This window comes from Micromonospora nigra (assembly GCF_900091585.1).
Taxonomy (GTDB): domain Bacteria; phylum Actinomycetota; class Actinomycetes; order Mycobacteriales; family Micromonosporaceae; genus Micromonospora; species Micromonospora nigra.
The window spans coordinates 6180987-6203580 of record NZ_FMHT01000003.1 but is presented as its reverse complement, the minus strand read 5'-3'; the positions used below and the strand labels follow the sequence as shown (position 1 = coordinate 6203580).

Below are 22594 nucleotides of genomic sequence, written 5' to 3'. Positions count from 1 at the left end.
CTGCCCTGACGTGTGCGGTCAGCCCTGGGCGGTGGGGGAGGGCGGGGCGGTGCCGCCCTGGGGAGCCGCGCCGGACATCAGCCGGACGATCTCCGCCCGGTCCCGGGGCGACGGCTGGCCCCAGTCGGGGTGGTAGTCGTACACCTCGCGCAGCGGGGTGGAGGTGGTGCGGCCGCCGAGGATCTCGATCGCATCGGTGCCGATCAGTGCCGGGTGTTCCACCCCGCACGCCTCGGCGACCTTGACCAGGTCGCGCCGCAGCGTCCGGACGTAGTTGGCGGCCCGCGCGGCCTTCGACGCCGGGTCGAGGCCCCGGGTGAGCCACGCGTTCTGGGTGGCGACGCCGGTGGGACAGGTGTCGGTGTGGCACTTCTGCGCCTGGATGCAGCCGATCGCCAGCATCGCCTCCCGACCCACGCTCACCATGTCGCAGCCCAGCGCGAACGCGACCACCGCGTTGTCGGGCAGGCCGAGCTTGCCGGAGCCGACGAACACCACCCGGTGGTGCAGGTCGCGCTCGGCGAAGACGCGGTAGACCCGGGCGAAGCCCTGCTGGAACGGCAGCGACACCGAGTCGGAGAAGATCAGCGGCGCGGCGCCGGTGCCGCCCTCACCCCCGTCGACGGTGACGAAGTCGACGCCCCGGCCGGTGTCCCGCATCAGGGTGGTCAGCTCCTGCCAGAATTCGAGGTCGCCGACGGCTGACTTGATCCCCACCGGCAGGCCCGTCTCGGCGGCCAGGAGTTCCACCCAGTCGAGCAGGCTGTCGCAGTCGGAGAACTCGGCGTGCCGCGACGGGCTGACGCAGTCGACGCCCTCCGGGACACCCCGGGTGGCGGCGATCTCCGCCGAGACCTTCGCCGCCGGCAGCAGCCCGCCGAGGCTGGGCTTGGCGCCCTGGCTCAGCTTGATCTCCAGGGCGCGTACCGGAGCGCCCGCGACGACGTCCCTGAGCCGGTCCAGGCTGAACCGGCCGTGCCCGTCGCGGCAGCCGAAGTACGCGGTGCCGATCTGGAACACCAGCTCACCGCCGCGCCGATGGTACGGCGACAGCCCGCCCTCGCCGGTGTTGTGCAGGCAACCGGCCAGCGCCGCGCTGCGGTTGAGCGCCTCGACGGCGGCACCCGACAGCGAGCCGAAGCTCATCCCGGAGATGCTCACCGCCGACTCGGGGCGGAAGGCACGCGCGCGGCCCCGCGCGCCGCCGAGCACCTTCGCGCAGGGCAGCCGGACGTCGTGGCCCGCCGTCGGCGCGGACGGGGGGACCGCTCGACCGAACGTGCGGTGCTTGATGACCGGGTAGCCGGGGGTGTGCTCGATGTCGTTGTCGGTGCCGAAGCCGAAGTAGTTGTTCTGCCGCTTCGCCGAGGCGTACACCCAGCGACGCTGGTCGCGGGTGAACGGTCGCTCCTCGTCGTTGCCGGCCACGATGTACTGGCGCAGCTCCGGTCCGATCGACTCCAGCAGGTAGCGGCCCCGGCCGAGCACCGGGAAGTTGCGCAGCAGCGCGTGGTCGCGTTGCAGCAGGTCGCGGGCCGCCAGGGCGGCCAGGGCGGTGACGGCGGCGGGTATGGCGCGGCGGGCCCAGCTCATTCCGGCAACCTTTCCGGTCGGGCCGCGCCTCAAACGCCCGCGCACACACCCAGCGTCACCATGCCCGCGCACACCACGCCCGCGCGCTCGGCCGCGTCCGCCGGGTTCAGGACTCCGGCGTGTTGATGTTGACCATCCACCCGACGCCGTACGGGTCGACGCACATGCCGAACTCGTCGCCCCACATCTGCCTGTCCATCGGCACCGTCACCGTCCCGCCGGCCGACAACGCGTCCCAGTAGCCGTGTAGTTCCTCCCGGTCGTCGCCGCTGAGGCTGACGGCGATGTGGTTGCCCGGTTGATGCTCGGTGTCCGGGGCGGTGTCGGAGCCCACCAGGGTCGGGCCGGTCGTGGTGTCGAGCCGGGCGTGCATGATCCTGTCGCGCAGCGCCGGGTCGTCGGTGCCGAAGCTGGCGAAGGTGTCCATGGTCAGTTCTCCGCCGAAGACGTCCCGGTAGAACCGCATGGCATCGCGGGCGGTGCCGGGGAAGCTCAGGTACGGGTCGATTCGCGTCTGCACAGCGCCCTCCTCGGGGTCCGGACCGCCCAATCGTCACAGCTCGGGGTGGGTGGACCAGTCAGGCGCGCTCGACCGGGCGCCCCCGGGGTGCGCGGAGCGGCACAGGTCTCCGCCCACCCCGGGGGGTGTTCAGCGGCGCCGGAAGGACCGCCGGAGCACCCCGCCCACCACCACGCACCAGGTGTCGGTGCCGATGCGGCCGTCGCGGGGCAGCCCGTGCAGCGCCTGGAGGTCCTGAACGGCCCGTCGGGTGACGTGGTCGTAGGTGCCGGTGGCGGTGACCTCGACGTAGCCCTTGACGTTCAGCAGGTACTGCACCGCCTCGACGGGCAGGCCGGTCGCGTGGCGGCCCAGCTCCGGCGCGAGGGTTTCCCAGGTCGCGGCGGTCAGGGTGGCGTCGACGTCCACCGGGATGCCGTTGCGGGCCTGCCAGTCCTGCACCGCCGCGACGGTGTCCGCGTCGAACACGCCGGTCGGGTCGACGGCGTACCCCCGGTGGGCGAGCAGGTACTGCGCCACCCGGACGCTGGGGGCGCTGACGAATCGCCACAGGTCCGGCCAGCGGCGGGCCGGCACGTCACCGAGGTCGGTGCCGAGGGCCTGGAACACCCGCCGCCGTACGGCCGGGAACTGGTGGTAGAAGGCCGCGCCCGGGCACTGGGTGGTGCGGAAGTCCCAGTGCCCGAAGATGTCGTGGGCGTGCAGCCCGTACCGCCGGCAGACGGCCGTGCACAGGCGTACCAGGGAGTCCGTCAGCGCCTCGGGTGGCGTCTGGTCGACGTAGGTGCCCTCGTTCTCGATGCCGATGGCGCGGGTGTTCTCTCCGGGGCAGTGCGCCGAGACCATCTGCCGGTCCCCGGCCCGCAGGCGCTCCAGGCTTCCGCGCCGCCCCTCCAGCACGTATCCGCCGCGGCTGACGGTGAAGTGCTGCCCGGTGTCCGACCAACCGTTGCCGTCGACGTGCAGACGCTGGCAGTCCTGGGCCAGCCGGACGGCCTGCTCCCGGGAGTAGTCGGTGACGTTGGGGAAGGCCATGTGATGCAGGATGATCTTGTTGGTCGCGATGCCGCTGACGGTCAGCGGGTTCCGGGGTGGCCGGGCGTCCCACTCGTCACAGCTGATGATCCAGTCCAGGTCCGCGCCGGCGTCGGCGTGCGCGGCGGCCGGGATGGCGAGTTTGCTTCCGACGACGGCGACCGTGGCGGCGCCGAGGCCGGCGCGCAGCAGGGTCCGGCGGTCCACCTCGGTGTGCTCGACAGGCATGGCATCTCCTCCGCGGCCACGGGGGAATGGGCGACGGTGAAAGTCAGCTTCGTTGGCCGCTTGTGCAGTGGAGGATATTGCCGCTGCGGTCGGAGGCGGAAGAGGCCACCGTCGATATCATTCCTCGATGGCCCCGCCGATTCGCCGCAGGTGCCGCCGGAACGTCAGCGACGGGTCGGCGGCCCGCTCCGCCAGGAAGTCGGCGAAGGCCGTCTGGGCGCGCAGTGTCTCCCCGGCCCGGATCCGGCGCGCCTGCTCCCGTTCCGTGGCCGCGATCCGTTCCGCCGTCGCCAGCACCTCCGCCAGGCGCTCGGCCGGCACGAACAACACGCCGTCGTCGTCGGCGAGAACCACGTCGGTCGCGTCCACCACGTGCGGGCCGAACCGGGCGCTGGCCAGCGTCAGCGGATCCCGCCCGTCCACCCGCAGCGGCCCCAGCGGCAGGCTGCCGTAACTGAACACCGGCAGGCCGATCGCCGTCAGCTCCGGGGTGTCCCGGTGCAGCCCCCACACCACCAGCCCCGCCACCCCGGCCGCCGCGGCCTCCAGCACCGTCAGGTCGCCCACGCACGCCTCGTCCGACCGGCCCGCGTTGTCGACGACCAGCACGTCACCGGGAGCCGCCCCGCCGTACGCCTCCAGGAACACGTCCACGCTGCCGTGGTGTCGCGCCGGCAGCACCCGGCCGGCGAGACGCTGACCCGCCACCACGGGTCGCACGCCCGCCGGTGCCACCCGTGGCGGCACGCCCAGCCGGACGCAGGCGTCCGCCACCAGCGGCGTGGACAGCGTGCTGAACCGCTCGATCACGTCGACCCCTCTCGCTCGGGGCGTCATCGTAGGGGCGCGGGGACCGTCGGTGACCAGATCCAATGTCGGGTCGGTGGCTCAGCGCGCCGCCGGCTCCGTCGCGGCCGGCTCGCCTGCCTGCCCGGGTGGACCTGCCTGCCCGGGTACGGCTGCCTGTTCGGGTTCGGCCACCGCCGGTCGGGGCAGCGTGAACCGGAACCGGGCCCCGCCGGTGTACGCCTCGTCCAGCACCAACGCGCCGCCGTGGTACTCGACGATCTTCTTGCACACGGCGAGCCCGATGCCGGTGCCCGGGTACGCGCTGCGCGGGTGCAGCCGCTGGAAGATGACGAAGATCTTGTCGGCGAACCGCGGGTCGATACCGATGCCGTTGTCGGTCACGGTGAACGACCACTGCTCGGCGTCCTCCCGTACCGCCACGTCGACCACGGGGGCGCGCTCGGGGTGGCGGAACTTCACCGCGTTGCCGAGCAGGTTCTGCCACAACATGGTCAGCAGCGTCGGGTCGCCCCGCACCACGGGCAGCGGATCGCTGGTGATCGTCGCCCCGGCCTCCTCGACCGCGCGGGACAGGTTCGCCTCGGCCTGGGCGAGCAACCCGGTCAGGTCGACCTCGCGCAGGTCGCCGTACACCCGGCCGATCCGGGAGAACGTCAGCAGGTCGTTGATCAGTTCCTGCATCCGGGTCGCGCCGTCCACCGCGAAGTCGATGTACTGCCGGGCCCGGTCGTCGAGTTGGTCGGCGTACCGTCGTTGCAGCATCTGGCAGAACGAGGCCACCTTGCGTAGCGGCTCCTGAAGGTCGTGGGAGGCCACGTACGCGAACTGTTCCAGGTCTTCGTTGGAGCGGCGCAGCTCGGCGGCCTGCTGCTCCAGGGCGGCCCGGTCGCGCTGGCTGCGTTCGAGGGCGTCGACCACCCGCTGGCGCATCGTCTCCACGTCGCTGGTCAGCCGCGCCACGTCGGCGGGGCCACCGGGGCGCAGCCGGTGGTGGAAGTCGCCGGCGGCGACCCGGCGCACCTCCGCGCCGAGGCGTTCCAGGGGGCGCAGCACCGTCACCCTCACCAGCACCGATCCGGCGACGCCGGACAGCAGCAGGGCGGCCAGGATCGTCACGAAGGTCAGGTCGCGCAGGCCGCGGGCACGAGCCAGGTCGGCGCGGCCCGCGTCGCGTACCTGGTCAAGTTCGCCCACCACCCCCACCAACGCGGACCGGGCCGCCTCGAACGGCACGACCGCACGGCCCACCTGGGGGGCGAGTTGTTCGGCGGAGGCACCGCCGGCGCGGGCGGCGAAGATCGCGTCGGCGTGCTCGGCCCGCCAGCGGTCGACGAGCCGGCCCGCCCGTTCCAGCTCGCGCAGCGTCGCGGGTTCGTCGGCCAGCAGCGTCCGCAGCCGGGCCTGGAGACGCTGCTGCTCCTCGACGCCGCGCCGGTAGGAGTCCGCGAGCCGGGGGTCGCCGGTGACGACGTACCCACGCAGGGCGGCGACCTGGCTCAGCAGCGCGCTGTCCAGCAGGCCGACCGTCGTGCGGGCCGGGGCGATCCGGTCGGCCAGCCGGTCGGAGACGTTCGCCGTGTGGGTCAGCACGGCCGCGCCGACCGCACCGCCGACCGCCACGAGCAGGGACATGGCCAGCAGCATCACGCTGAGCCAGCGTCGGGTGGTCATCGTCCCGCCGGTCCGGGGTTCGGGTGTCGCGCTGCCGGTCACGTCAGCACCCTAGTGCAGGTCACGGGCGTGGGCCCGGCGGGCGGCAAGGGCGTTGCCGACACCTGCTATCAAGGGACCGTGTCCGTTACCGACCATGATCGCCGTGCGCCCGCGCCGGGCCGCCACCGGAGGCTGCGCCCACCGGCGGACGTCCGGCGCGGAGCAGCACCCGTTGCACCGATGACGCCCTGGCCCGCGTCGACGACAATGACCACCGTGGGGCAGGTGACCGGGTGAGCGACTGGCAGGTGTCCGGCTACACGCCGGTGCGCAGGCTCGGCGCGGGCGCGTCGGGCCGGGTGGACTTGGCCGTGCACGACGCCACGGGAACCCCCGTCGCCGTCAAGTACCTCACGGCGGCGCTCGGCGACGACCCGTCCTTCCGCACCGCGTTCCGCGACGAGGCGAGGCTGCTCGCCGAGATCGACGACCCGCACGTGTCCCGGCTCTACGAGTACGTGGAGGCGCCCGGCGGCGCCGCGATCGTCATGGAACTCGTCGACGGCGTCTCGCTGCGCCAGATGCTGCGCGCCAACGGGCCCACCACCCCCGAGGCCGCGCTGTGCGTACTCAAGGGCTCGCTCTCCGGGCTCGGGGCCGCCCACAGCCGCGGCGTCGTGCACCGCGACTACAAGCCGGAGAACGTGCTGGTCAGCGCAGCGGGCACCAGCAAGCTCGCCGACTTCGGCATCGCCATGCCCGCTGGCGCCACCTCCGGTGCCAGCGTCACCGGAACCCCCCGGTACATGGCGCCCGAGCAGTGGACCGGCGCTGCGGCCAGCCCGGCCTGCGACATCTACGCCGCCACCGCCACGTTCTACGAGTGCCTCACCGGGCGGCCCCCCTTCGAGGGACAGGACCTGGCCACCCTGCGTCGGCAGCACACCGCCGCGCCCGTGCCCACCGAGGCCGCGCCCGCCCCCGTGCACGGCCTGCTGCGTCACGGCATGGCCAAGGAACCCGCCGAACGACCCCAACCCGCGCACGTCTTCCTGGCCACCCTCGAGGAGGTCGCGGCGGGCGCGTACGGGCCGGAGTGGGAGGAACGCGGCCTGCGTGAGCTGGCCCGACGCGCCGCCCTGCTCGCCGCGCTGTTCCCGTTTCCCGAGGGCAGCGGCGGCGCGACCAGCGTCGCCACCACGACCCTCGGCGGCGGCACCGGCAGGTGGTCCCGGCTGGGTCGGGGCCGGTCCGCCCGCCGCGCGCTCGTCGCCGGCGCGGTGGTGTCCGTCCTGGTCGTCGGCGGTGCCGGACTGAGCTACGCCGCCCGCGACGAACCCTTCGTCCCGGCCGCCGCGCCCGAGGCCGTCACCAGTCTCACCCCGGCGACGCTGCCGGCCGTCACCCCGACCCCCACGATCACCCCCACCGTCGAGGCGTCGCCCTCCGCCACCGGCGACGCGCCACCGGCGACGGCCCCGCCGGCGCCCGCCACGCCCGGTGCCCCGCCCGCGCCCACCACACCCGGCGGTCCACCCACGCCCACCAGACCCAGCTCCCCGCCCGCGCCCACCCCGACGGCCAGCAAGAGCCCGTCGCCCCCGCCCGACGTCAGGGCGCCCGCCGTCAAGGGCCCGTCCGTCAGCCCCGCCGTCCTCGACCCGGCCGGCTGCCCGTACGGGCCCACGTCGAGCGTCGTCACCGCCACGGTCACCGACGACCGCACGGCCGCCGACAAGCTGCGGGTCCGGTTCCGCTACACCCTGGGCAAGAGGTCCTACGACGTGGCCATGGATTCGGCCGGGCGTGGCGTCTTCCGGGGAATGCTCCGCGATCTGCCCCGTCCCGGAGCCACCACCCGGATCCCGGTCCGGGTGGCGGCCACCGACGCGGCCGGCAACACCGCAGAAGGCGGCACGACCTACGTGACGCTCCAGTCGTTCTGCACCCCGGGTTGACCGGCACGGCGGACAGGAGGCCCTGACAGATGACCCAGCCCGACGACGCGACCGAGGCGCTGCCCACCCGCCGTGTCCCGGCCGAGGGGGCGCTGCCGACGCAACGCTTCGCCGCCGCGCCCGCCGAACCGACCGTGCACGTCGGTCGTGGTGAGCCCACCGTGTACCTGGGCGGTGGGGAGCAGACCGTGCACGTCGGCCGTGGTGAGCCCACCGTGTACCTGGGCGGTGGGGAGCCGACCGTGCACGTCGGCCAGGGTCAGCCGACCGGCTACCTGGCCGCCGCGGCACCTCCGCCGACGGACGAGACCGTCCGGTTGACCCCCGGCTCGCAGCCCACGCACGCGGCCTGGGACGCGCAGCCCACGCACGCGGCCTGGGACGAGCCGACCGCGTCGGCCGGGCGTACCACGGTGGAACCGGGCCCGACGGGCCACGCCGTCCCCACGGCCGCTCCCGGCGGGGAGGTCCGGTTCGGGCCGGGCGTGCCGCCCGCACCGCCGACCGCCCCGGCCTGGCCGGCGACCCCGCCCCGCCCTCGCCGGTCGCTGTGGCGCAGCGCGACCACGGTGCTGTCCACACTGCTCACCCTGGCCCTGCTCGCCGCGGTCGGGTTGTGGATCTGGCAGCGACTCAGCCCGCTGGAGGTCACCGGCGTCACCGTCGCGGTGCCGCAGCCGGCTGGCGACCGCTGCGACGTGACCGTCGACGTGATCGCCACCGTCACCACCAACGGCCGCGCCGGGACCGTGGAATACCAGTGGCTCCGCTCCGACAGCGCCCCCGGGGCCGTGCTCACCGAGCGGGTCGGCCGGGGCCAGCGCAGCGTCGAGTTGACCCTGCGCTGGACGTTCAGCGGTGTCGGCGCCACCACCGAGACGGCCACCGTCAACCTCGTCGCCCCGACGACGGGTCAGGCCAGTGCCGAGGTCGCGTACGCCTGCCGGGGCTGACGCCGCCCGGGGTTTCCCGCCGCGTCGGCCGGGGTAGGTCGGGCCGCACCGACGACCCCCACTGGAGGACCATCCGATGCGTGACAACTTCGGCGACGCGGCGGGGGATGCCCTGCGTGCCGTGCTGCTCTTCCTGCCCAGGGCGCTCGCCTTCGTGGCGATCCTGGTGGCCGGCTGGCTGGTCGCCAAGGGCGTCCTCAAACTCGTCGACAAGCTGCTGGAGCGGGTCGGGTTCGACCGGGCCGTGGAACGCGGCGGCATCCGCCGGGCACTGGCCCGGTCCCGCTACGACGCCAGCGACATCGTCGCCCGGCTCGCCTACTACGGGGTGTTGCTGCTGACCCTGTACCTGGCGTTCGGCGTGTGGGGCCCGAACCCGATCTCCGACCTGATCGCCGGCGTCATCGCCTGGCTGCCGCGCGCCTTCGTGGCGATCGTCATCGTCGTGGTCGCCGCCGCCATCGCCGCCGCCGTCAGGGACATCATCTCCGGTGCCCTCGGCGGTCTGTCGTACGGCCGGCTGCTCGCCACGATCGCCTCGGCCTTCATCCTCGGCCTCGGGATCATCGCCGCTCTCAACCAGATCGGGGTGGCCACCTCGGTGACGACCCCGGTGCTGGTCGCCGTGCTGGCCACCGTCGGCGGCATCCTCGTCGTCGGCGTGGGCGGCGGCCTGGTCCGTCCGATGCAGAGCCGCTGGGAGACCTGGCTGTCCCGGGCCGAGCAGGAGTCCCGCACCATCGCCACGCACGCCCGCGCCTACTCGGCCGGCCGCCGCGACGCGGAGGCCCGCACGGCCGACCCGGCACCGGCCACCAGCCCTGCCGACGATCCGGACGCCACGCAGGTGGTCGCTGACGACCCGGACGCCACGCAGGTGGTCGCCGGCCAACGGGTGGACCCCGACGCCACCACACCGCTGCCGCGCGCCACCGGCCCGGACGCCGAGCGGGTCGCTTCGGCCGGGCCCGCCGTGCCGGCCCAGCCAGCCGACGGTGACAGCGAGTCCACCATGGTCATCCCGCCGACCGACCCGCAGCAGTTCCGCCGCTGACGACCGTCGCGCCGCACGTCGGGGTGGACCCTCGCCGGGTCCACCCCGACCTGCGTGCGCGGTCGTGGTCGTGGCGTCTACCATCACCGCCATGACCTGGCGATGTTGATGCACCGCTAGAGGCCGAGGGCCGCCGCGGTCGCCGTACGTCCGGCGTCCGCTCCGAGCCCACAGGAAGGCCTCATGACCACCTCACCCGTTCGCGCGTCCCGTGACGTCCGCCGACTGGCGGGCACCCTCTACGCGTACGCGTTCCTCACCGACCTGGTGCTGCTCTACCCGGTGTACGCGCTGCTGTTCAGCGACACCGGCCTGTCCGTCTGGCAGATCTCCACCCTGTTCGTGCTCTGGTCGGTGGCGAGCATCGCCCTGGAGGTGCCCTCGGGCGCCTGGGCCGACGCGACGTCCCGCCGGCTGCTGCTGTGCCTCGCACCGCTGTGCAGCGGAGCAGGATTCGCCCTCTGGGTGCTGCTGCCGTCCTACCCCGCGTTCGCGGTGGGCTTCGTCCTCTGGGGAGCCGGCGGCGCACTGGCGTCCGGGGCGCTGGAGGCCCTCGTCTTCACCGAACTCGACCGGCGTGCCGCCGCCGGCCGGTACGCCCGCATCATGGGCCGGGCCCGCACCGCCGGCACGCTCGGCGTGCTCGTGGCGATCGGGCTGGCCGGGCCGGTACTGGCGTTCGGCGGCTACCCGGCCGTCGGCGCGGCCAGCGTGGCCGCCTGCCTGCTCGCCGCTGCCGTCGCCGCCCGGTTGCCCGAGGACCGCCGCGCCGGGTCGACCGACGCCGAGGATGCCGACGACGACGATCTCGGCTGGGCGGCCAGCCTGCGGGCCGGGCTCGCCGAGGCCCGCGACGACCGGGCGGTCCGGGCCGCGGTGCTGCTGCTGGCCGCCGTGGGCGCGGTCTGGGGTGCGCTCGACGAGTACACGCCGCTGCTGGCCCGTGACACCGGAGTCGCGCTCGCCACGGTGCCGCTGCTGCTGCTCACGGTCACCCTCGGGGAGGTCGCCGGTGGGCTGGCCGCGCCGGCGGGGGAGCGGTTGCGCCGTCGCGGGTACGCGGGTCTGCTGGCGGTGTCCGGCGTCGCCCTCGCCGCCGGGGCGCTGTCCGGCGCGCCGGCCGGGTTCCTACTGGTCGCGGTGGCGTTCTGCGGTCTGCGGCTGGCCACCGTGCTCGCCGACGCGCGGTTGCAGGCCCGGATCATCGGGCGGGGGAGGGCCACCGTCACCTCGCTGGCGGGCATGGCCACCGACGGGACGGTCATCGTGGTGTACGGGGCGTACGGGCTGGTCGCCACCGTCGCCGGCAACGGCGTCGCCTTCGCGGTCGCCGCGTTGCCGTACCTCCTGCTCGCGGCGCTGCTCGCGATCCGGCGCGACGGGGTGCGGCGGGTGACGGCGGCGGGTTGAACGTGGCCGGGGCGGCGGGTGCGTCACGTCGTCGTCCCGGCCGGCGTCGGGGCGGCGGACAAGGGACGTCGTCGTCCCGGCCCGTCGGGCAGCGGTTGGATCGGGCGGCTGCGTCGGGCAGCGGTTCGGTCGGGCGGCTGCCTCGGAGGCCGCAGCCTCCGAGGACCGCTCAGCTTTCCTCGGCGTCCAGGTAGAACCAGCGGCCGTCCTCGCGGACGAACCGGCTGCGCTCGGTCAGCGTCCCGGGGCGGCCACCGGCCCGGTAGTGGGCGTGGAACTCGACCACCCCCGTGGTGTCGAACAACCCGCCTCCGGCGGTGTCGACGACCTCCAGGCCGGTCCAGCGCTGACCGGGGTCGAGGCGCAGCCGCGCCGGCCGGGTCGTCGAGTGCCAGCTGCGCAGCAGGTACGCGATGTCGCCGACAGCGAAGGCGGCAAAGCGGGAGCGCATCAGCGCCTCGGCGGTCGCCGCCTCCGTCGCGCCGGCGTGCAGCCGCCCGCAGCACCGCCCGTACGGGAGGCCGCCGCCACACGGGCACGGTCCGGCCGAGGTGTTCCCGGGTCTGCGCTTTCCCACCCGGGCATTCTCTCCCAACCCGTGGCGGGCGGGGCCGGCCCGGGTCCACCTGCGGTGAAGGGTCGACGTGGCGGACAGTGGCGGTGGCTGATGTCCGCTAGGCTCCTGCCCATGGCCAGTCCCGCAGCCGTCGCCCTGGCCCCGGGCGTCTGGCGCATCCCGACCCTCGGCCGATCGATGATCAACTCGTACGCCCTGGTCGACGACGACGGCAGCGTCACCCTGGTCGACTGCGGGGTGACGCGGGCCCCCGCCAGGATCGTGCGCGGCCTCGCGGCCATCGGCAAGCAGCCGGCCGACGTGACCCGGATCGTGCTCACCCACGCCCACCCCGACCACGCGGGCGGTGCGGCCGAGATGGCCCGCCGCACCGGCGCCCCGGTCGCCGCCCACGCCGCCGACGCGCCATACGCCGAATCGGGCCGCCCGCCGGCTGGCGACCCCACCGGCACGGCCGGTCGGCTTCTCTCCCGGCTGGCCGGCGGCCGGTTTCCCGCCGTCGAGGTGTCGCAGCCGCTCGCCGACGGAGACCTCCTGGACGTCGCCGGGGGCCTGCGTGTCCTGCACACCCCCGGCCACTCGCCGGGTCACGTGTCGCTGCTGCACGAGCCGACCCGGGTGCTCGTCACCGGTGACGCCCTGTTCAATGTGGCTGGCATCCGTTGGCCGGTCAGAGCGTTCTGCAGCGACTTCCGGCTCACCCAGCGTTCCGCCCACGTCCTCGGCGAGGCCGACTACGACGTGGCCGCCTTCACTCACGGCCCGGAGATCACCGATCGTGCCCGCGAGCAGGTCCGGGGCTTCCTGGCCCGGCTCACCTGACCGCTGCCGGGGGCTGTGCCGGCTCACCTGACCGCCGCGGCGGCTTGCGCAGGCCGGTGTGCCGTCGTGGTGCCGCCGATCCGTCAGGCCCTACTTGGTGTTCCCAGTGGCCGGGCACGCGGCGGTGGTGGTGCCTCCTCGCCGTGGCGTCCGGCCCTCAGGCGACCCGGGTGGCGAAGACGACCACGTTGTCGCTGTAGTCGCCGGTGGCTCCGTCGAACCGGCCCCCGCAGGTGACCAGCCGTAAGCCGGATCCGTTGGTCGGGCCGTAGACGAGGTCGGTGGGGAAGCGGTCCTTCGGGTACGACCCGACGGCATCGACGACGAAGGTGACCACCCGGGCATCGGCGCGGGACACCCGGATCCTGTCGCCGGGCCGCAGCCGACCCAGGTCGAAGAAGACCGCCGGCCCGGCCCGGGAGTCGACGTGCCCGACGATGACCGCGTTGCCGTTCTCGCCGGGACTGGCCCCCGGCCGGTACCAGCCGGCCACGGTGGGCTGGTGCAACGGCGGCACCTCCAGCGTCCCGGTCGCGTCGGCGGTCACCGGCACCAGCGGGGCACGTACGCCGATGCGGGGGACCTGCACCTCCACGGGGTCGGCACGGGGCAACGGCGGCAGCGTGGGCGCGGCGCGTGGCCCGCCGGGCGCGTGGGCGGGATCGGGCTGTGGCGGTCGCGGTGTGCCCGCCGTCAGGCCGAACCCGACCAGGGCGACCCCGGCCGCCGCGAGCAGCGTGACCAGGGTGACCGCCGGGCGGCACGTCCGCACGGGGACCTCCGATCCGTCGGGTGCCCGCGCCGGTGTCACCGGTGCGGGCACCCGTCCAGGGACGTGGTGTGTCGGATCGTCGCTCAGAGCGTGGCGGCGGCCGTGACGGCATGCCGCCTGCGGCGAGCCAGGATGAGCGCCCCTCCGGCGGCGGTGCCGAGCAGGGTGGCCCCGGCAGCGATCGCCCCCGTTTCGTCGCCGTCACCGCGACCACCGGCCGGCGCACCGCCGATGGGGGTGACGGTGAACGTGGCCGTACCGTCAGGGCTGCCGTCCCCGCAGGTGGCGGCCACGGTGTAGGTGCCCAGGGTGAACCCGGCGGTGAACAGTTCGGCGCTCAGGCCGCCGGCTGCCGCAGCCGTGGTGGATCGCACGTTCTGGTCCCGGTCCGGCCCGGTGACGCGGAAGATCGCGTCACCGGAACTCGGGTCGCAGGTCGTCGCGGTGAGCACGACGGTCCCGCCGACCGGGGTGGTGGCCGGGGACACCGTGGTGTCGGCCAGTGCGACGCCCGGCAGCAGCAGCGTGCCCAGACCCACACCGATCGCCGCCGACACGAGAACAGTCTTTGCCTGCATACGCGTCTTCCCTCACTTTCGTCCGCTGAATCCGTGGGACGTCGTTCGGGTGGCCAACTCCGTGACTAGCACCGGTGTGCCCAACACTAGGCGGGTTGAGCCCTCGATCGGGTGAAAACGAGAATTCCTCGTTGCCGTCACGTGTCCACCCCGAAGGCAGAGCGAACAGCGGAAACGCCGCCACGACGTGACCGGGGCGGCTGTCCTGTCAGATGTGCCGGACGAACCTGGCGTCCCCGGCGAGAACCATGGCGGCGCGCGCCGGTTGTCTCGAACTCGCCGACAGTTGCCCCCTTGGTACAAGTTGACGTCGTCTGTGGTGGGTGTCCGTGATGGGAATAGCGTCCGGTTTCAGGGGGTTTGGTGGGGCGCTCGGGGGTGGGAATGGTCGGTGGGTGGGGGTGGTTGTGTGGGGTGGCTGATCGAGCAGGGCTCGTGCCTGCCTCGTGGGTGGGCGTCTCCGGATGGCGGCCTCGGGTGACCGGGGTGGCTGGGAATGGGTCGGGCCGGTCGGTGGTTACACATGGTCCCGGCGCCGTGAGGGGCATCCCCCGCCCCCGGCCCGGACGGATCCTCCCCCTCTTGTTCTTCCCCCCTTGGTTCTTTGAGCGCCTGTCGGTGCTTGCACCCACCGTGTCCCCCCTTGTGGTGGGTGTCGACCCCCGAACGGAGCTGTTGTCATGACGTCGAAGCTGCTGCGTAAGAGTGTGTTGGGTGTTGCTGGTCTGGCGTTTGCCGGTGGCATGGTTGCTGGTCCGGTTTCGGGTGCGGTCGCCGCGCCGGCCGAGGCTGCCCCGGTGACGGCGGTCGTGCAGGCCGAGAAGGCGGGTAAGCCGGACATGGGCAAGCTGGTGCCGCATGGTGTGCAGGGCGCCCAGTCGCGTATCGACCTGTCCGACGAGCAGGTCGCCAACGCCAAGGCGATCGTCGCGGCGACGAAGAAGGCCGGGATGGACGAGCGTGCCGCCGTGGTCGCGATCGGTACCGCGTTCCAGGAGTCGAAGCTGGAGAACCTGGGTCACCTGGGTGACCGTAACGACCACGACTCGCAGGGCCTGTTCCAGCAGCGCCCGTCCAGCGGCTGGGGCACGGTCGAGCAGATCACCGACCCCGAGTACTCGACCCTGGCGTTCCTGAAGGGCCTCAAGCAGGTCGACGGCTGGCAGGACATGCCGCTGACCGTGGCCGCGCAGACCGTCCAGGTCTCGGCGTACCCCGACCACTACGCCCAGTGGGAACAGCAGGCCGCCGACCTCGTCGCCGAACACTGGAACAACTGACCCCCGGACCGACCCACACAGACCTTCCACACAGGGGGAACGAAACCGCTGGCCGGCACCCGACACCGGGTGCCGGCCAGCGGCATACGCGGATCCGGGCGGGCCTGCACAGCGGATCAGGACCGCAGGCGGGCCTGCACCGTGTACGTCTGCGGTAGCCGCCAGGGGCGGTCCCGCAGGCGGTGTTCCCCGTCCTCGCCCTTCACCGTATGGCCGGGCAGCGCGTCCCACGGGGCACTGTCATGCTCCATGAGCATGGTCAACTCGAAACCGTTGTCGAGTAGGGCCGTGACGATCTCACCCAGCCCGTGGTTCCACTCGTACGACCGGTTGTGGGTGAACGTCGCGTCGGTCGTCACGTACGTTCCCCCCTCGTCCCACACCGTCGGCTCGGACCGTTCGAAGTACGGGTGTGCCACGGCGAGCACCCCGTCGGGCCGGGTGTCGTCCAGCGCCCACAGCATCGGGTGGCCCTCCCGCAGGAACAACCGGCCGCCGGGCCGCAGCACCGTCGACACCACCTGCGCCCAACGGCGCACGTCCGGCAGCCAGCACAGCGCGCCGATCCCGGTGTAGACCAGGTCGAACCTCTCCCCGCCGAGGGCCTGCGGCGCGTCGTACACGTCGGCCTCGACGAAGTCGACGTCGGCGCCGGTGCGTGCGGCCAGATCCCGGGCCTGCTCGAGCGACGCCCCCGAGAAGTCCAGCCCGGTCATCCGCGCGCCCAGCCGGTGCAGCGAAACCGTGTCGGTGCCGATGTGACACTGCAGGTGCGCCCCGCGCAGCCCGGCCACGTCGCCGAGCCGGGGCAGGTCGAAACGGACCACCTCGCTCAGGTACGCCGGGTCGTCGAGGAACCGCCGCACCGCGTAGTCGGGGGAGGCGGCATGGGCGGGGGCCCGCTCGTCCCAACTGGCCCGGTTCACCGCACGGTATTCGTCCACCCGGCGACGCTCGCACAGCCGCGTACCCCGATCAACGGGGTTTCCCGCCTGACCGCCCCGACGCGCCCCGGGCCGGCGGATGTGGCAGCGTGGTCGGGGTGGACAGCACACCGGTCGACGTCGACCTCGCCCTGGTCGGCGGCGGGGGCGCGGCGTCGCTCGTGCTCGCGGCCCTCGTCCGGCACGGCGTGCGCGGCCTGCGGATCGCCGTGGTCGACCCGGTGCACCGTCGGGGGCAGGACCGCACCTGGGCGTTCTGGGGACAGCCGGGCAGCGACCTCGACGACGCGCTCGCCGCGAGCTGGCAGCAGGTCGAGGTGGCGACACCGGCCGGGCGCCGCGTCCTCGACCTGACCCCCCTGCGGTACGCGATGCTGCGCTCGGGCCCGGTCTACGACCGGGCTGCCGAGGCCGAGCGGCACCTCGGCGCCATCCGCATCCGCGCGGGCGTCGACATGCTCGACGACGACGGCGACCGGGTCGCGATCCGTGCTGGCGACAACCCGGTCGCCCGCGCCCGCTGGGTGCTGGACTCCCGGCCCCGTCCGCCGAGCCGCCCCGGACGCACCAACTGGTTGCAGCACTTTCGTGGCTGGTGGCTGGAAGCGGACGGTCCGCTGTTCGACCCGGGGCGGGCGGTGCTGATGGACTTCCGCACCCCGCAGCCGGCCCGGGGCGTCTCCTTCGGCTACGTCCTGCCGGTCAGCAGCCGGTACGCCCTCGTCGAGTACACCGAGTTCTCCCCGGCCCTGCTCACCGGGGCGGCGTACGACGCGGCGCTGACCGGCTACCGTCGCCTCCTCGGGCTCGACCCGGCCCGGCTCACCGTGCGGGAGGTGGAGAACGGGGTGATCCCGATGACCGACGGGCCGTTCACCGCCCGCCCGTCGCCCCGGGTGGTGCGCCTGGGCGCGGCCGGCGGCGCGACCCGACCGTCGACCGGGTTCACCTTCTCCGCCATGCACCGCCAGGCCGACCAGGTCGCGGCGGCCCTGGCCGCCGGCCGGCCGCCGGTGCCCGCGTCCGCGTACCCCCGTCGTCACCTGTGGATGGACGCGGTGGCGCTGCGGGCGTTGGACGCCGGCGGGGTCGGCGGCCCCGAGTTCTTCGACCGGCTCTTCGCGCGCAACCCCGCGGAACGGGTGCTGCGTTTCCTCGACGGCGACACCACCGTGGCCGAGGACCTGGCCGTCATGCGCTCCGCCCGGCTGGCCCCGATGGTCGCCGCCACGACGGGTGACGCCGTCGCGCGGCTGCGCGACCGGCTCGCCCCGTCCCGTCGCCGGCCCTGGGCGGTGCCGCCCGCGGTGGCCGACTCCGCCGTCACCGCCGACCCGGCACCCACCGACGGGCGGGGCTGAACCGCGGGCGGGAACCGCCCTCATGGTCCGGTGAGGATCCTGTCAAGGCGGCGGGTCAAGGCGGCGGGTCAAGGCGGCGGGTCAAGGCGGCGCCGGGCCGGGTGCCTGCGCCGGGACACCGGTGGACGTTCGGTAGGTTGCCGGCATGGTGGACGAGGTGGCCGGCCGGGCCGTGCAGATCTGGACCGACGGCGCGTGCAGCGGCAACCCGGGGCCGGGCGGCTGGGGCGCGGTGCTGCGCTACGGCGGCCACGAGCGGGAGTTGTGCGGCGGGGAGGCCAGCCCGACCACCAACAACCGGATGGAGCTGATGGCCGCGATCCGGGCCCTGGAGAGCCTCACCCGGCCGGTCACCGTGGAACTGCACACCGACAGCACCTACGTGCGCAACGGCATCACCAGTTGGCTGGCCTCGTGGAAGCGCAACGGCTGGCTGACGTCGGCGAAGCAGCCGGTCAAGAACGCCGACCTGTGGCAGCGGCTGGAGGAGGCCGGGGCCCGCCACCGGATCACCTGGCTGTGGGTCAAGGGCCACAACGGCCATCCGGAGAACGAGCGCGCGGACGCGCTCGCCAACCGGGGTATGACCGAGGCCAGGGCGACGGCCGCCAGCCGGTGACCTCCGGGCGGACTACTCGCGGTTCGGGTCACCCGCGCCGGAGACGTCGTGCACGTCGTAGCCGGCCCGGCTGATCTCCCGGGCCGACCGTCGGTCGTCGGCAGGCAGGTCGGCGAAGTCGTCGCCGGTGTCGTCGGTGGTGTGCAGTGACTCGCCGGGTGGGCGCAGCGACGCCTCCATGGCGGGGGTGCCGTCGGGCTCGTCGGTGTCGGCCAGGTCGTGCCGTTGCTCCTCGCTCATGCCCCACTCCTGCCCCGCTCGGTCGTCGACAAACGCGCGGTCACTGCGGTCGCCGGGTTCCCGAGCCGGCGGGGGCGAAACGTCACCACCGCCGGGTCGGACACTGGCGGGACGAACCAGCGGTGCGCGGCCGGGGCAGCGGTCAGCGGCGGCGGGGTTCGGGACGGTCAGCGGCGGCGGCGAGCGTGGCGTCTGCCACCGCCCGGGTGCTGCCGGCGGACCACGGTCAGCGGCAGCGCCGCCCAGTGCACGGGGCGGACCCGCCCGGCGGGTGGGACCGTGTGCTGGTCGCCGTGGGCCGCGTCGAGCTGTGACTGGTGCAGGAAGAGGCTGGCGGACAGGTCGGCGCCGCGCAGATCGGCGCCGCGCAGGTCGACACCGGTCAGGTCGGCCAGGGTGAGGTCAGTCCCGCGCAGGTCGGCACCGATGAGCAGCGCACCCCGCAGGTTGGCCCGGCGCAGGTCGGTGCCCCGCAGATCGGCGCCGAACAGCCGTGCGCCGCGGTGGTCGGCCCCGGCCCGGCCGCCCCGGGAACGGGCCAGGTCGCCGGTACGCGACAGCAGCACGTTGACCCGGCTCCGGTGTGCCTCGACGTCGAGCGAGAGCAGGGTCGCCGGTGGGCCGGCGGCGAGCTGCTCGGTCTCGGTGAGCGCGGCGGTCAACCCGTCCCGCAGGTCCGCCGGTGGGTGCAGGGCCAGCGCCTCGGTGAGATACCACAGCAGCTCGTGCAGCGGGCGCAGCACGGCGAAGGTGTCGAACATCTGTCTCGCGGTCCCCGGGGCGGTCCGCCAGTCCCGGCCGCGGAAGGTCACCTGGGTCACCCGCTGTCCCGCGCCGAAGCAGTCGAAGACGGTGCACCCCGGGAAGCCCCGGGCGCGTAGCTCGGAGTGGATGCCGCAGCGGAAGTCCGGTGTCAGATTGCGGCACGGTTGCCCGGCCGGCTTGTCGACGGCGAAGTCCGCCGACGCGGCGAAGGCGGGTGCGACGCAGCACAAGCCGACGCAGCGGGCGCAGTCGGCGCGCAGGTCAGCCGCGTGGGGGGCGACGTCCGACACGCTGACCGTTCCTCCTCCTGCCGGTGGGCTGAACCGCCATTGTCCCTGCCCAACCGACGGTGCCCGGAGGGCGGGGTCGGCGCGGCCCCCCGGCCGCAGCGGGCTGCGGAAGGGCCGGCGGGAGCCCGCGAAGCGGGGGCGGCGCGGACGGCCCGCCGACACGAACTGTCACCTGCGCCTTCTCAAGTGTGTCCGATCGGCTGGGAGAAGCTCTATTGCCTGCGCCGACTCCCTCTGCCATATTCCTGCGTGGACGCTGCCAGCGACGGTCGCCAATCCCGGGTGTGCCGCGCTGCGGTGACGCCTTCTTCTGGCGGAGGGACCCTGGTGAAGCGCAGACGTCGCCATCTTCTCGTAGGATTGGCGGTCGGTGTCCTCGTGGCATCGACCGGTATGGTAGGAATCCACTTTGCCGGCACCGAGGCGCCGGCCGCCGTCACCGCGGGCGACGGGGAGATGCCCGGTGGGCTCGGTGCCCACCTCGAACGCCTCCGGCGGGCGGCTCCCGGCAACGACGGCATGTCGCCGGAGGGGCCGGGCAACGCCGCCCAGCAGGAGTTCCTCGAGCGGGCCTACCCGGCCGACTCGATCAGCATCGCCCAGGTCGACCGGAGCAAGGCGGCGTTCACCGCGGCCGACAAGCGCTTCCGGGGCAGTCGGAAATGGGTGAACGTGGGCCCCAGCGAGGCCCTCTACCCCTTCACCGAGTACCGCAACGCCTTCAACTACGTGCCCAACGAGTACGTGGCCGGCGGCCGGGTCACCTCGATCGACATCAGCCCCGACTGCAACCGGCTGCTCTGCCGGGCGTACGCCACTCCGGCCGGCGGCGGCGTCTGGGGCACCCTGAACGTCCTCGCGGCCGAGCCCAAGTGGTTCTACCTGGGTGGGCCACTGGGCATCAACGCCGCCGGCTCGGTGAAGATCGACCGTAACGACCGCACCGGCCTGACCATCTACGTCGGCACCGGTGAGGCCAACGTCTGCGCCTCCGGCTGCGTCGCCGGGGTGGGCCTGTACCGGTCCACCAACGGTGGCCTGACCTGGTCCGGCCCGCTGGGCAAGAAGGTCCTGGCCGGCAAGGGCATCGGTGAGATCACCATCAAGCCGGGCGACCCGAAGACGATCTACGTCGCCACCACCACCGCCCTGCGCGGCATGTCCAGCTCCTGCTGCGGCGGCGTGACCCGGCCGGTGCCGGACGCCGAGAAGTGGGGCCTCTACAAGACCACCAACGGCGGCCGGAGCTGGTCGTTCGTCCACAACGGCTCGGCCGACGTCACCGAGTGCACCGGCAGCGCGGCGGAGTTCGCCAACACCACCTCGTGCTCGCCGCGCGGCGTGCGCCAGGTCAAGCTCGACCCGCGTAACGCCGACATCGTGTACGCGGCCTCGTACGCCCGGGGCGTCTGGCGCTCGATGGACGCCGGCGCGACCTGGGCGCAGATCAAGCCGTCGCTCAACGCCCAGTTGTTCCAGACCCGTCCGGCGATCGACGTCACCGCCCTGCCCAACGGCAAGACCCGGATGTACGTCTACGAGGGCAACACCGGCAACCCGTACGCGCGGCTGCTGCGCAGCGACGACGTCGCCTCCGGCACCCCCACGTTCACCGACCTGACCAGCTCCAACCCGGCCGACCCGGGCTTCGCCACCTACAACCAGTGCGGCGGCCAGTGCTGGTACGACGTGTTCGTGCACACCCCGAGGGGCACCCGGACATCGTCTACACCGGTGGCTCGTACGTCTACGGCGAGACGATCGCCCACAAGCGGGCCGTCGTGCTGTCCACCGACGCCGGGGTCAGCGGCTACGACATGACCTACGACGGCACCGACGAGCTGCACCCCAACGGGCTGCACCCCGACCAGCACGCCCTGGTCACCAACCCGCGCAACCCGTACCAGTTCTTCGAGGCCAACGACGGCGGCCTGATGCGTTCCAGCGGCCAGTTCGTCGACCGCTCGGCCTGGTGCGACAACCCGGACCGCAACCTGACCACGCAGGCCCAGAAGGACCGCTGCAAGCAGATGCTGTCGAAGATCCCGTCGAAGCTCGACGGCATCAACAAGGGCATGAACACGCTGCAGTTCATCAGCCTGTCGGTCAGCCCGCACGACGTGAACCAGCTCCAGGGCGGCACCCAGGACAACGGCACCTGGGAGAACAAGGGCGAGCGGCGGCGCTGGATCAACACCATGATCGGCGACGGCGGCGCGTCCGGCTGGGACGTCGGTAAGAAGGAGTTCCGCTTCCACACCTTCTACGACGTCTCGCCCGAGGTGAACTTCGCCAACGGTGACATCGGCAGCTGGATCTGGACCGCCGACCCGATCTTCGGTCAGCCGGGCAGCCTGTTCTACGCCCCGGTGATCAGCGACCCGAAGGTCAGCGGCACCATGTTCGCCGGCACGGGCCGCACCGTCTACCGCACCAAGACCTTCGGCCTGGGTGACCGGAGCCTGGAGGAGGCCGACCGGATCTGCAACTCGTGGGACGGCACCTACGAGGACGTCTGCGGCGACTGGGAGCCGCTGGGCGCCAACGACCTGACCGACGCCGCGTGGGGCGATCGGGCCGGCGGAGCCGTCTCCGTGATCGAGCGGGTCACGTCCGACGCCTCCACCGCGTGGGCGGCCACCAGCACCGGTCGGATCTTCGTCAGCCGCAACGCCGACGCCGAGCCGGCCTCCGCGGTGACCTGGACCCGGGTCGACACCGCCAGCACCCCCAACCGCTTCCCGACCAGCATCCACGTCGACCCGGCCGACCCGGCCCGGGCGTGGGTCTCCTACAGCGGCTTCAACTCGAACACCCCGGCCACCCCCGGGCACGCGTTCGAGGTGACCGTCGGCGAGGCCGGCGCGACGTGGGCCGACCGGTCGTACGACTTCGGGGACCAGCCGATCACCGACCTGGTCCGCGACGACGTCACCGGTGACCTGTACGCCGCCACCGACTTCGGTGTGCTGCGGCTGGCCAAGGGGAGCACCACCTGGACCAAGGCGGCGGCGGGCATGCCGAACGTCGAGGTCGCCGGGCTGACCATCGTGCCGGGCGAGCGGGTGCTCTACGCCGCCTCGCACGGCCTGGGCGCCTGGAAGCTCCCGCTCGGGAAGTAGAGGAACAACA

General features: G+C 73.5%; 19 protein-coding genes and 1 pseudogene. 9 read left to right on the top strand and 11 right to left on the bottom strand.

Annotation, left to right across the window (positions count from 1 at the left end; all coding sequences use genetic code 11):
- Positions 1-18: 18 nt before the first annotated feature.
- The 5 genes from GA0070616_RS27290 to GA0070616_RS27270 all read right to left on the bottom strand — a co-directional run bounded on the left by GA0070616_RS27290 (position 19) and on the right by GA0070616_RS27270 (position 5899).
- Positions 19-1593, bottom strand: a complete 1575-nt coding sequence (locus tag GA0070616_RS27290; protein WP_091089552.1) for an FMN-binding glutamate synthase family protein — start codon at positions 1591-1593, stop codon at positions 19-21.
- A 106-nt stretch (positions 1594-1699) separates the two neighbouring features.
- Entirely contained in the window at positions 1700-2113 is a 414-nt protein-coding gene (locus GA0070616_RS27285) for a VOC family protein (protein WP_091089548.1), read from the bottom strand.
- Positions 2114-2242: 129 nt separating this feature from the next.
- On the bottom strand, positions 2243-3376 hold the full coding sequence (locus GA0070616_RS27280) for a peptidoglycan recognition protein family protein (protein ID WP_091089544.1): 1134 nt from the start codon (positions 3374-3376) through the stop codon (positions 2243-2245).
- Between the two features lie 117 nt (positions 3377-3493).
- Positions 3494-4186 (bottom strand): RraA family protein, encoded by a 693-nt coding sequence (locus tag GA0070616_RS27275; RefSeq protein WP_091089540.1) that lies wholly within the window; start codon positions 4184-4186, stop codon positions 3494-3496.
- A 78-nt stretch (positions 4187-4264) separates the two neighbouring features.
- Positions 4265-5899 carry a sensor histidine kinase gene (locus tag GA0070616_RS27270; protein WP_217628242.1) on the bottom strand — a complete coding sequence of 545 codons (1635 nt, stop codon included), beginning with the start codon at positions 5897-5899 and terminating at the stop codon, positions 4265-4267.
- Positions 5900-6132: 233 nt separating this feature from the next.
- Here GA0070616_RS27270 and GA0070616_RS29265 point away from each other — a divergent pair, with 233 nt between their 5' ends.
- The 4 genes from GA0070616_RS29265 to GA0070616_RS27250 all read left to right on the top strand — a co-directional run bounded on the left by GA0070616_RS29265 (position 6133) and on the right by GA0070616_RS27250 (position 11214).
- Positions 6133-7797 carry a serine/threonine-protein kinase gene (locus GA0070616_RS29265; protein WP_091089536.1) on the top strand — a complete coding sequence of 555 codons (1665 nt, stop codon included), beginning with the start codon at positions 6133-6135 and terminating at the stop codon, positions 7795-7797.
- 29 nt (positions 7798-7826) lie between these two features.
- Positions 7827-8750: a hypothetical protein gene (locus tag GA0070616_RS27260; RefSeq protein ID WP_091089533.1), complete on the top strand. Its 924-nt coding sequence runs from the start codon at positions 7827-7829 to the stop codon at positions 8748-8750.
- A 76-nt stretch (positions 8751-8826) separates the two neighbouring features.
- The gene (locus GA0070616_RS27255) at positions 8827-9804 is read left to right on the top strand and encodes a mechanosensitive ion channel family protein (protein WP_091089530.1); all 978 of its coding nucleotides are present in this window, start codon (positions 8827-8829) and stop codon (positions 9802-9804) included.
- A gap of 183 nt (positions 9805-9987) precedes the next feature.
- Positions 9988-11214, top strand: a complete 1227-nt coding sequence (locus GA0070616_RS27250; RefSeq protein WP_091089527.1) for an MFS transporter — start codon at positions 9988-9990, stop codon at positions 11212-11214.
- A gap of 169 nt (positions 11215-11383) precedes the next feature.
- Here the strand turns inward: GA0070616_RS27250 and GA0070616_RS27245 are convergent, their stop codons facing one another.
- Positions 11384-11791: a YchJ family protein gene (locus GA0070616_RS27245; protein ID WP_091089524.1), complete on the bottom strand. Its 408-nt coding sequence runs from the start codon at positions 11789-11791 to the stop codon at positions 11384-11386.
- Between the two features lie 111 nt (positions 11792-11902).
- Here GA0070616_RS27245 and GA0070616_RS27240 point away from each other — a divergent pair, with 111 nt between their 5' ends.
- Positions 11903-12613: an MBL fold metallo-hydrolase gene (locus GA0070616_RS27240; protein WP_091089521.1), complete on the top strand. Its 711-nt coding sequence runs from the start codon at positions 11903-11905 to the stop codon at positions 12611-12613.
- 157 nt (positions 12614-12770) lie between these two features.
- Here GA0070616_RS27240 and GA0070616_RS27235 read toward each other — a convergent pair whose 3' ends face one another.
- Both GA0070616_RS27235 and GA0070616_RS27230 read right to left on the bottom strand, forming a co-directional pair.
- Complete coding sequence (locus GA0070616_RS27235) at positions 12771-13385, bottom strand: class F sortase (protein WP_091091804.1); 615 nt, start codon at positions 13383-13385, stop codon at positions 12771-12773.
- A gap of 83 nt (positions 13386-13468) precedes the next feature.
- Complete coding sequence (locus GA0070616_RS27230; RefSeq protein ID WP_091089518.1) at positions 13469-13963, bottom strand: hypothetical protein; 495 nt, start codon at positions 13961-13963, stop codon at positions 13469-13471.
- 680 nt (positions 13964-14643) lie between these two features.
- Between GA0070616_RS27230 and GA0070616_RS27225 the strand changes: the two genes are divergently transcribed.
- Entirely contained in the window at positions 14644-15243 is a 600-nt protein-coding gene (locus tag GA0070616_RS27225) for a hypothetical protein (protein WP_091089514.1), read from the top strand.
- A 116-nt stretch (positions 15244-15359) separates the two neighbouring features.
- Here GA0070616_RS27225 and GA0070616_RS27220 read toward each other — a convergent pair whose 3' ends face one another.
- Positions 15360-16187, bottom strand: coding sequence for a class I SAM-dependent methyltransferase (locus GA0070616_RS27220; RefSeq protein WP_091089510.1), 828 nt, complete (start codon positions 16185-16187; stop codon positions 15360-15362).
- Between the two features lie 98 nt (positions 16188-16285).
- Between GA0070616_RS27220 and GA0070616_RS27215 the strand changes: the two genes are divergently transcribed.
- Together GA0070616_RS27215 and rnhA are read left to right on the top strand one after the other, a co-directional pair.
- Complete coding sequence (locus GA0070616_RS27215) at positions 16286-17548, top strand: lycopene cyclase family protein (protein WP_091091802.1); 1263 nt, start codon at positions 16286-16288, stop codon at positions 17546-17548.
- A 145-nt stretch (positions 17549-17693) separates the two neighbouring features.
- Complete coding sequence (rnhA, locus tag GA0070616_RS27210; protein WP_091089506.1) at positions 17694-18167, top strand: ribonuclease HI; 474 nt, start codon at positions 17694-17696, stop codon at positions 18165-18167.
- 12 nt (positions 18168-18179) lie between these two features.
- Here rnhA and GA0070616_RS27205 read toward each other — a convergent pair whose 3' ends face one another.
- Both GA0070616_RS27205 and GA0070616_RS27200 read right to left on the bottom strand, forming a co-directional pair.
- Positions 18180-18407 (bottom strand): hypothetical protein, encoded by a 228-nt coding sequence (locus GA0070616_RS27205; protein ID WP_091089502.1) that lies wholly within the window; start codon positions 18405-18407, stop codon positions 18180-18182.
- Between the two features lie 167 nt (positions 18408-18574).
- Positions 18575-19462, bottom strand: a complete 888-nt coding sequence (locus tag GA0070616_RS27200; RefSeq protein WP_091089499.1) for a pentapeptide repeat-containing protein — start codon at positions 19460-19462, stop codon at positions 18575-18577.
- A 327-nt stretch (positions 19463-19789) separates the two neighbouring features.
- On the opposite strand from GA0070616_RS27200, the pseudogene GA0070616_RS27195 reads away from it, so the two are divergent.
- Positions 19790-22584: pseudogene (locus GA0070616_RS27195) on the top strand (exo-alpha-sialidase).
- The last annotated feature ends 10 nt before the right edge of the window (positions 22585-22594 follow it).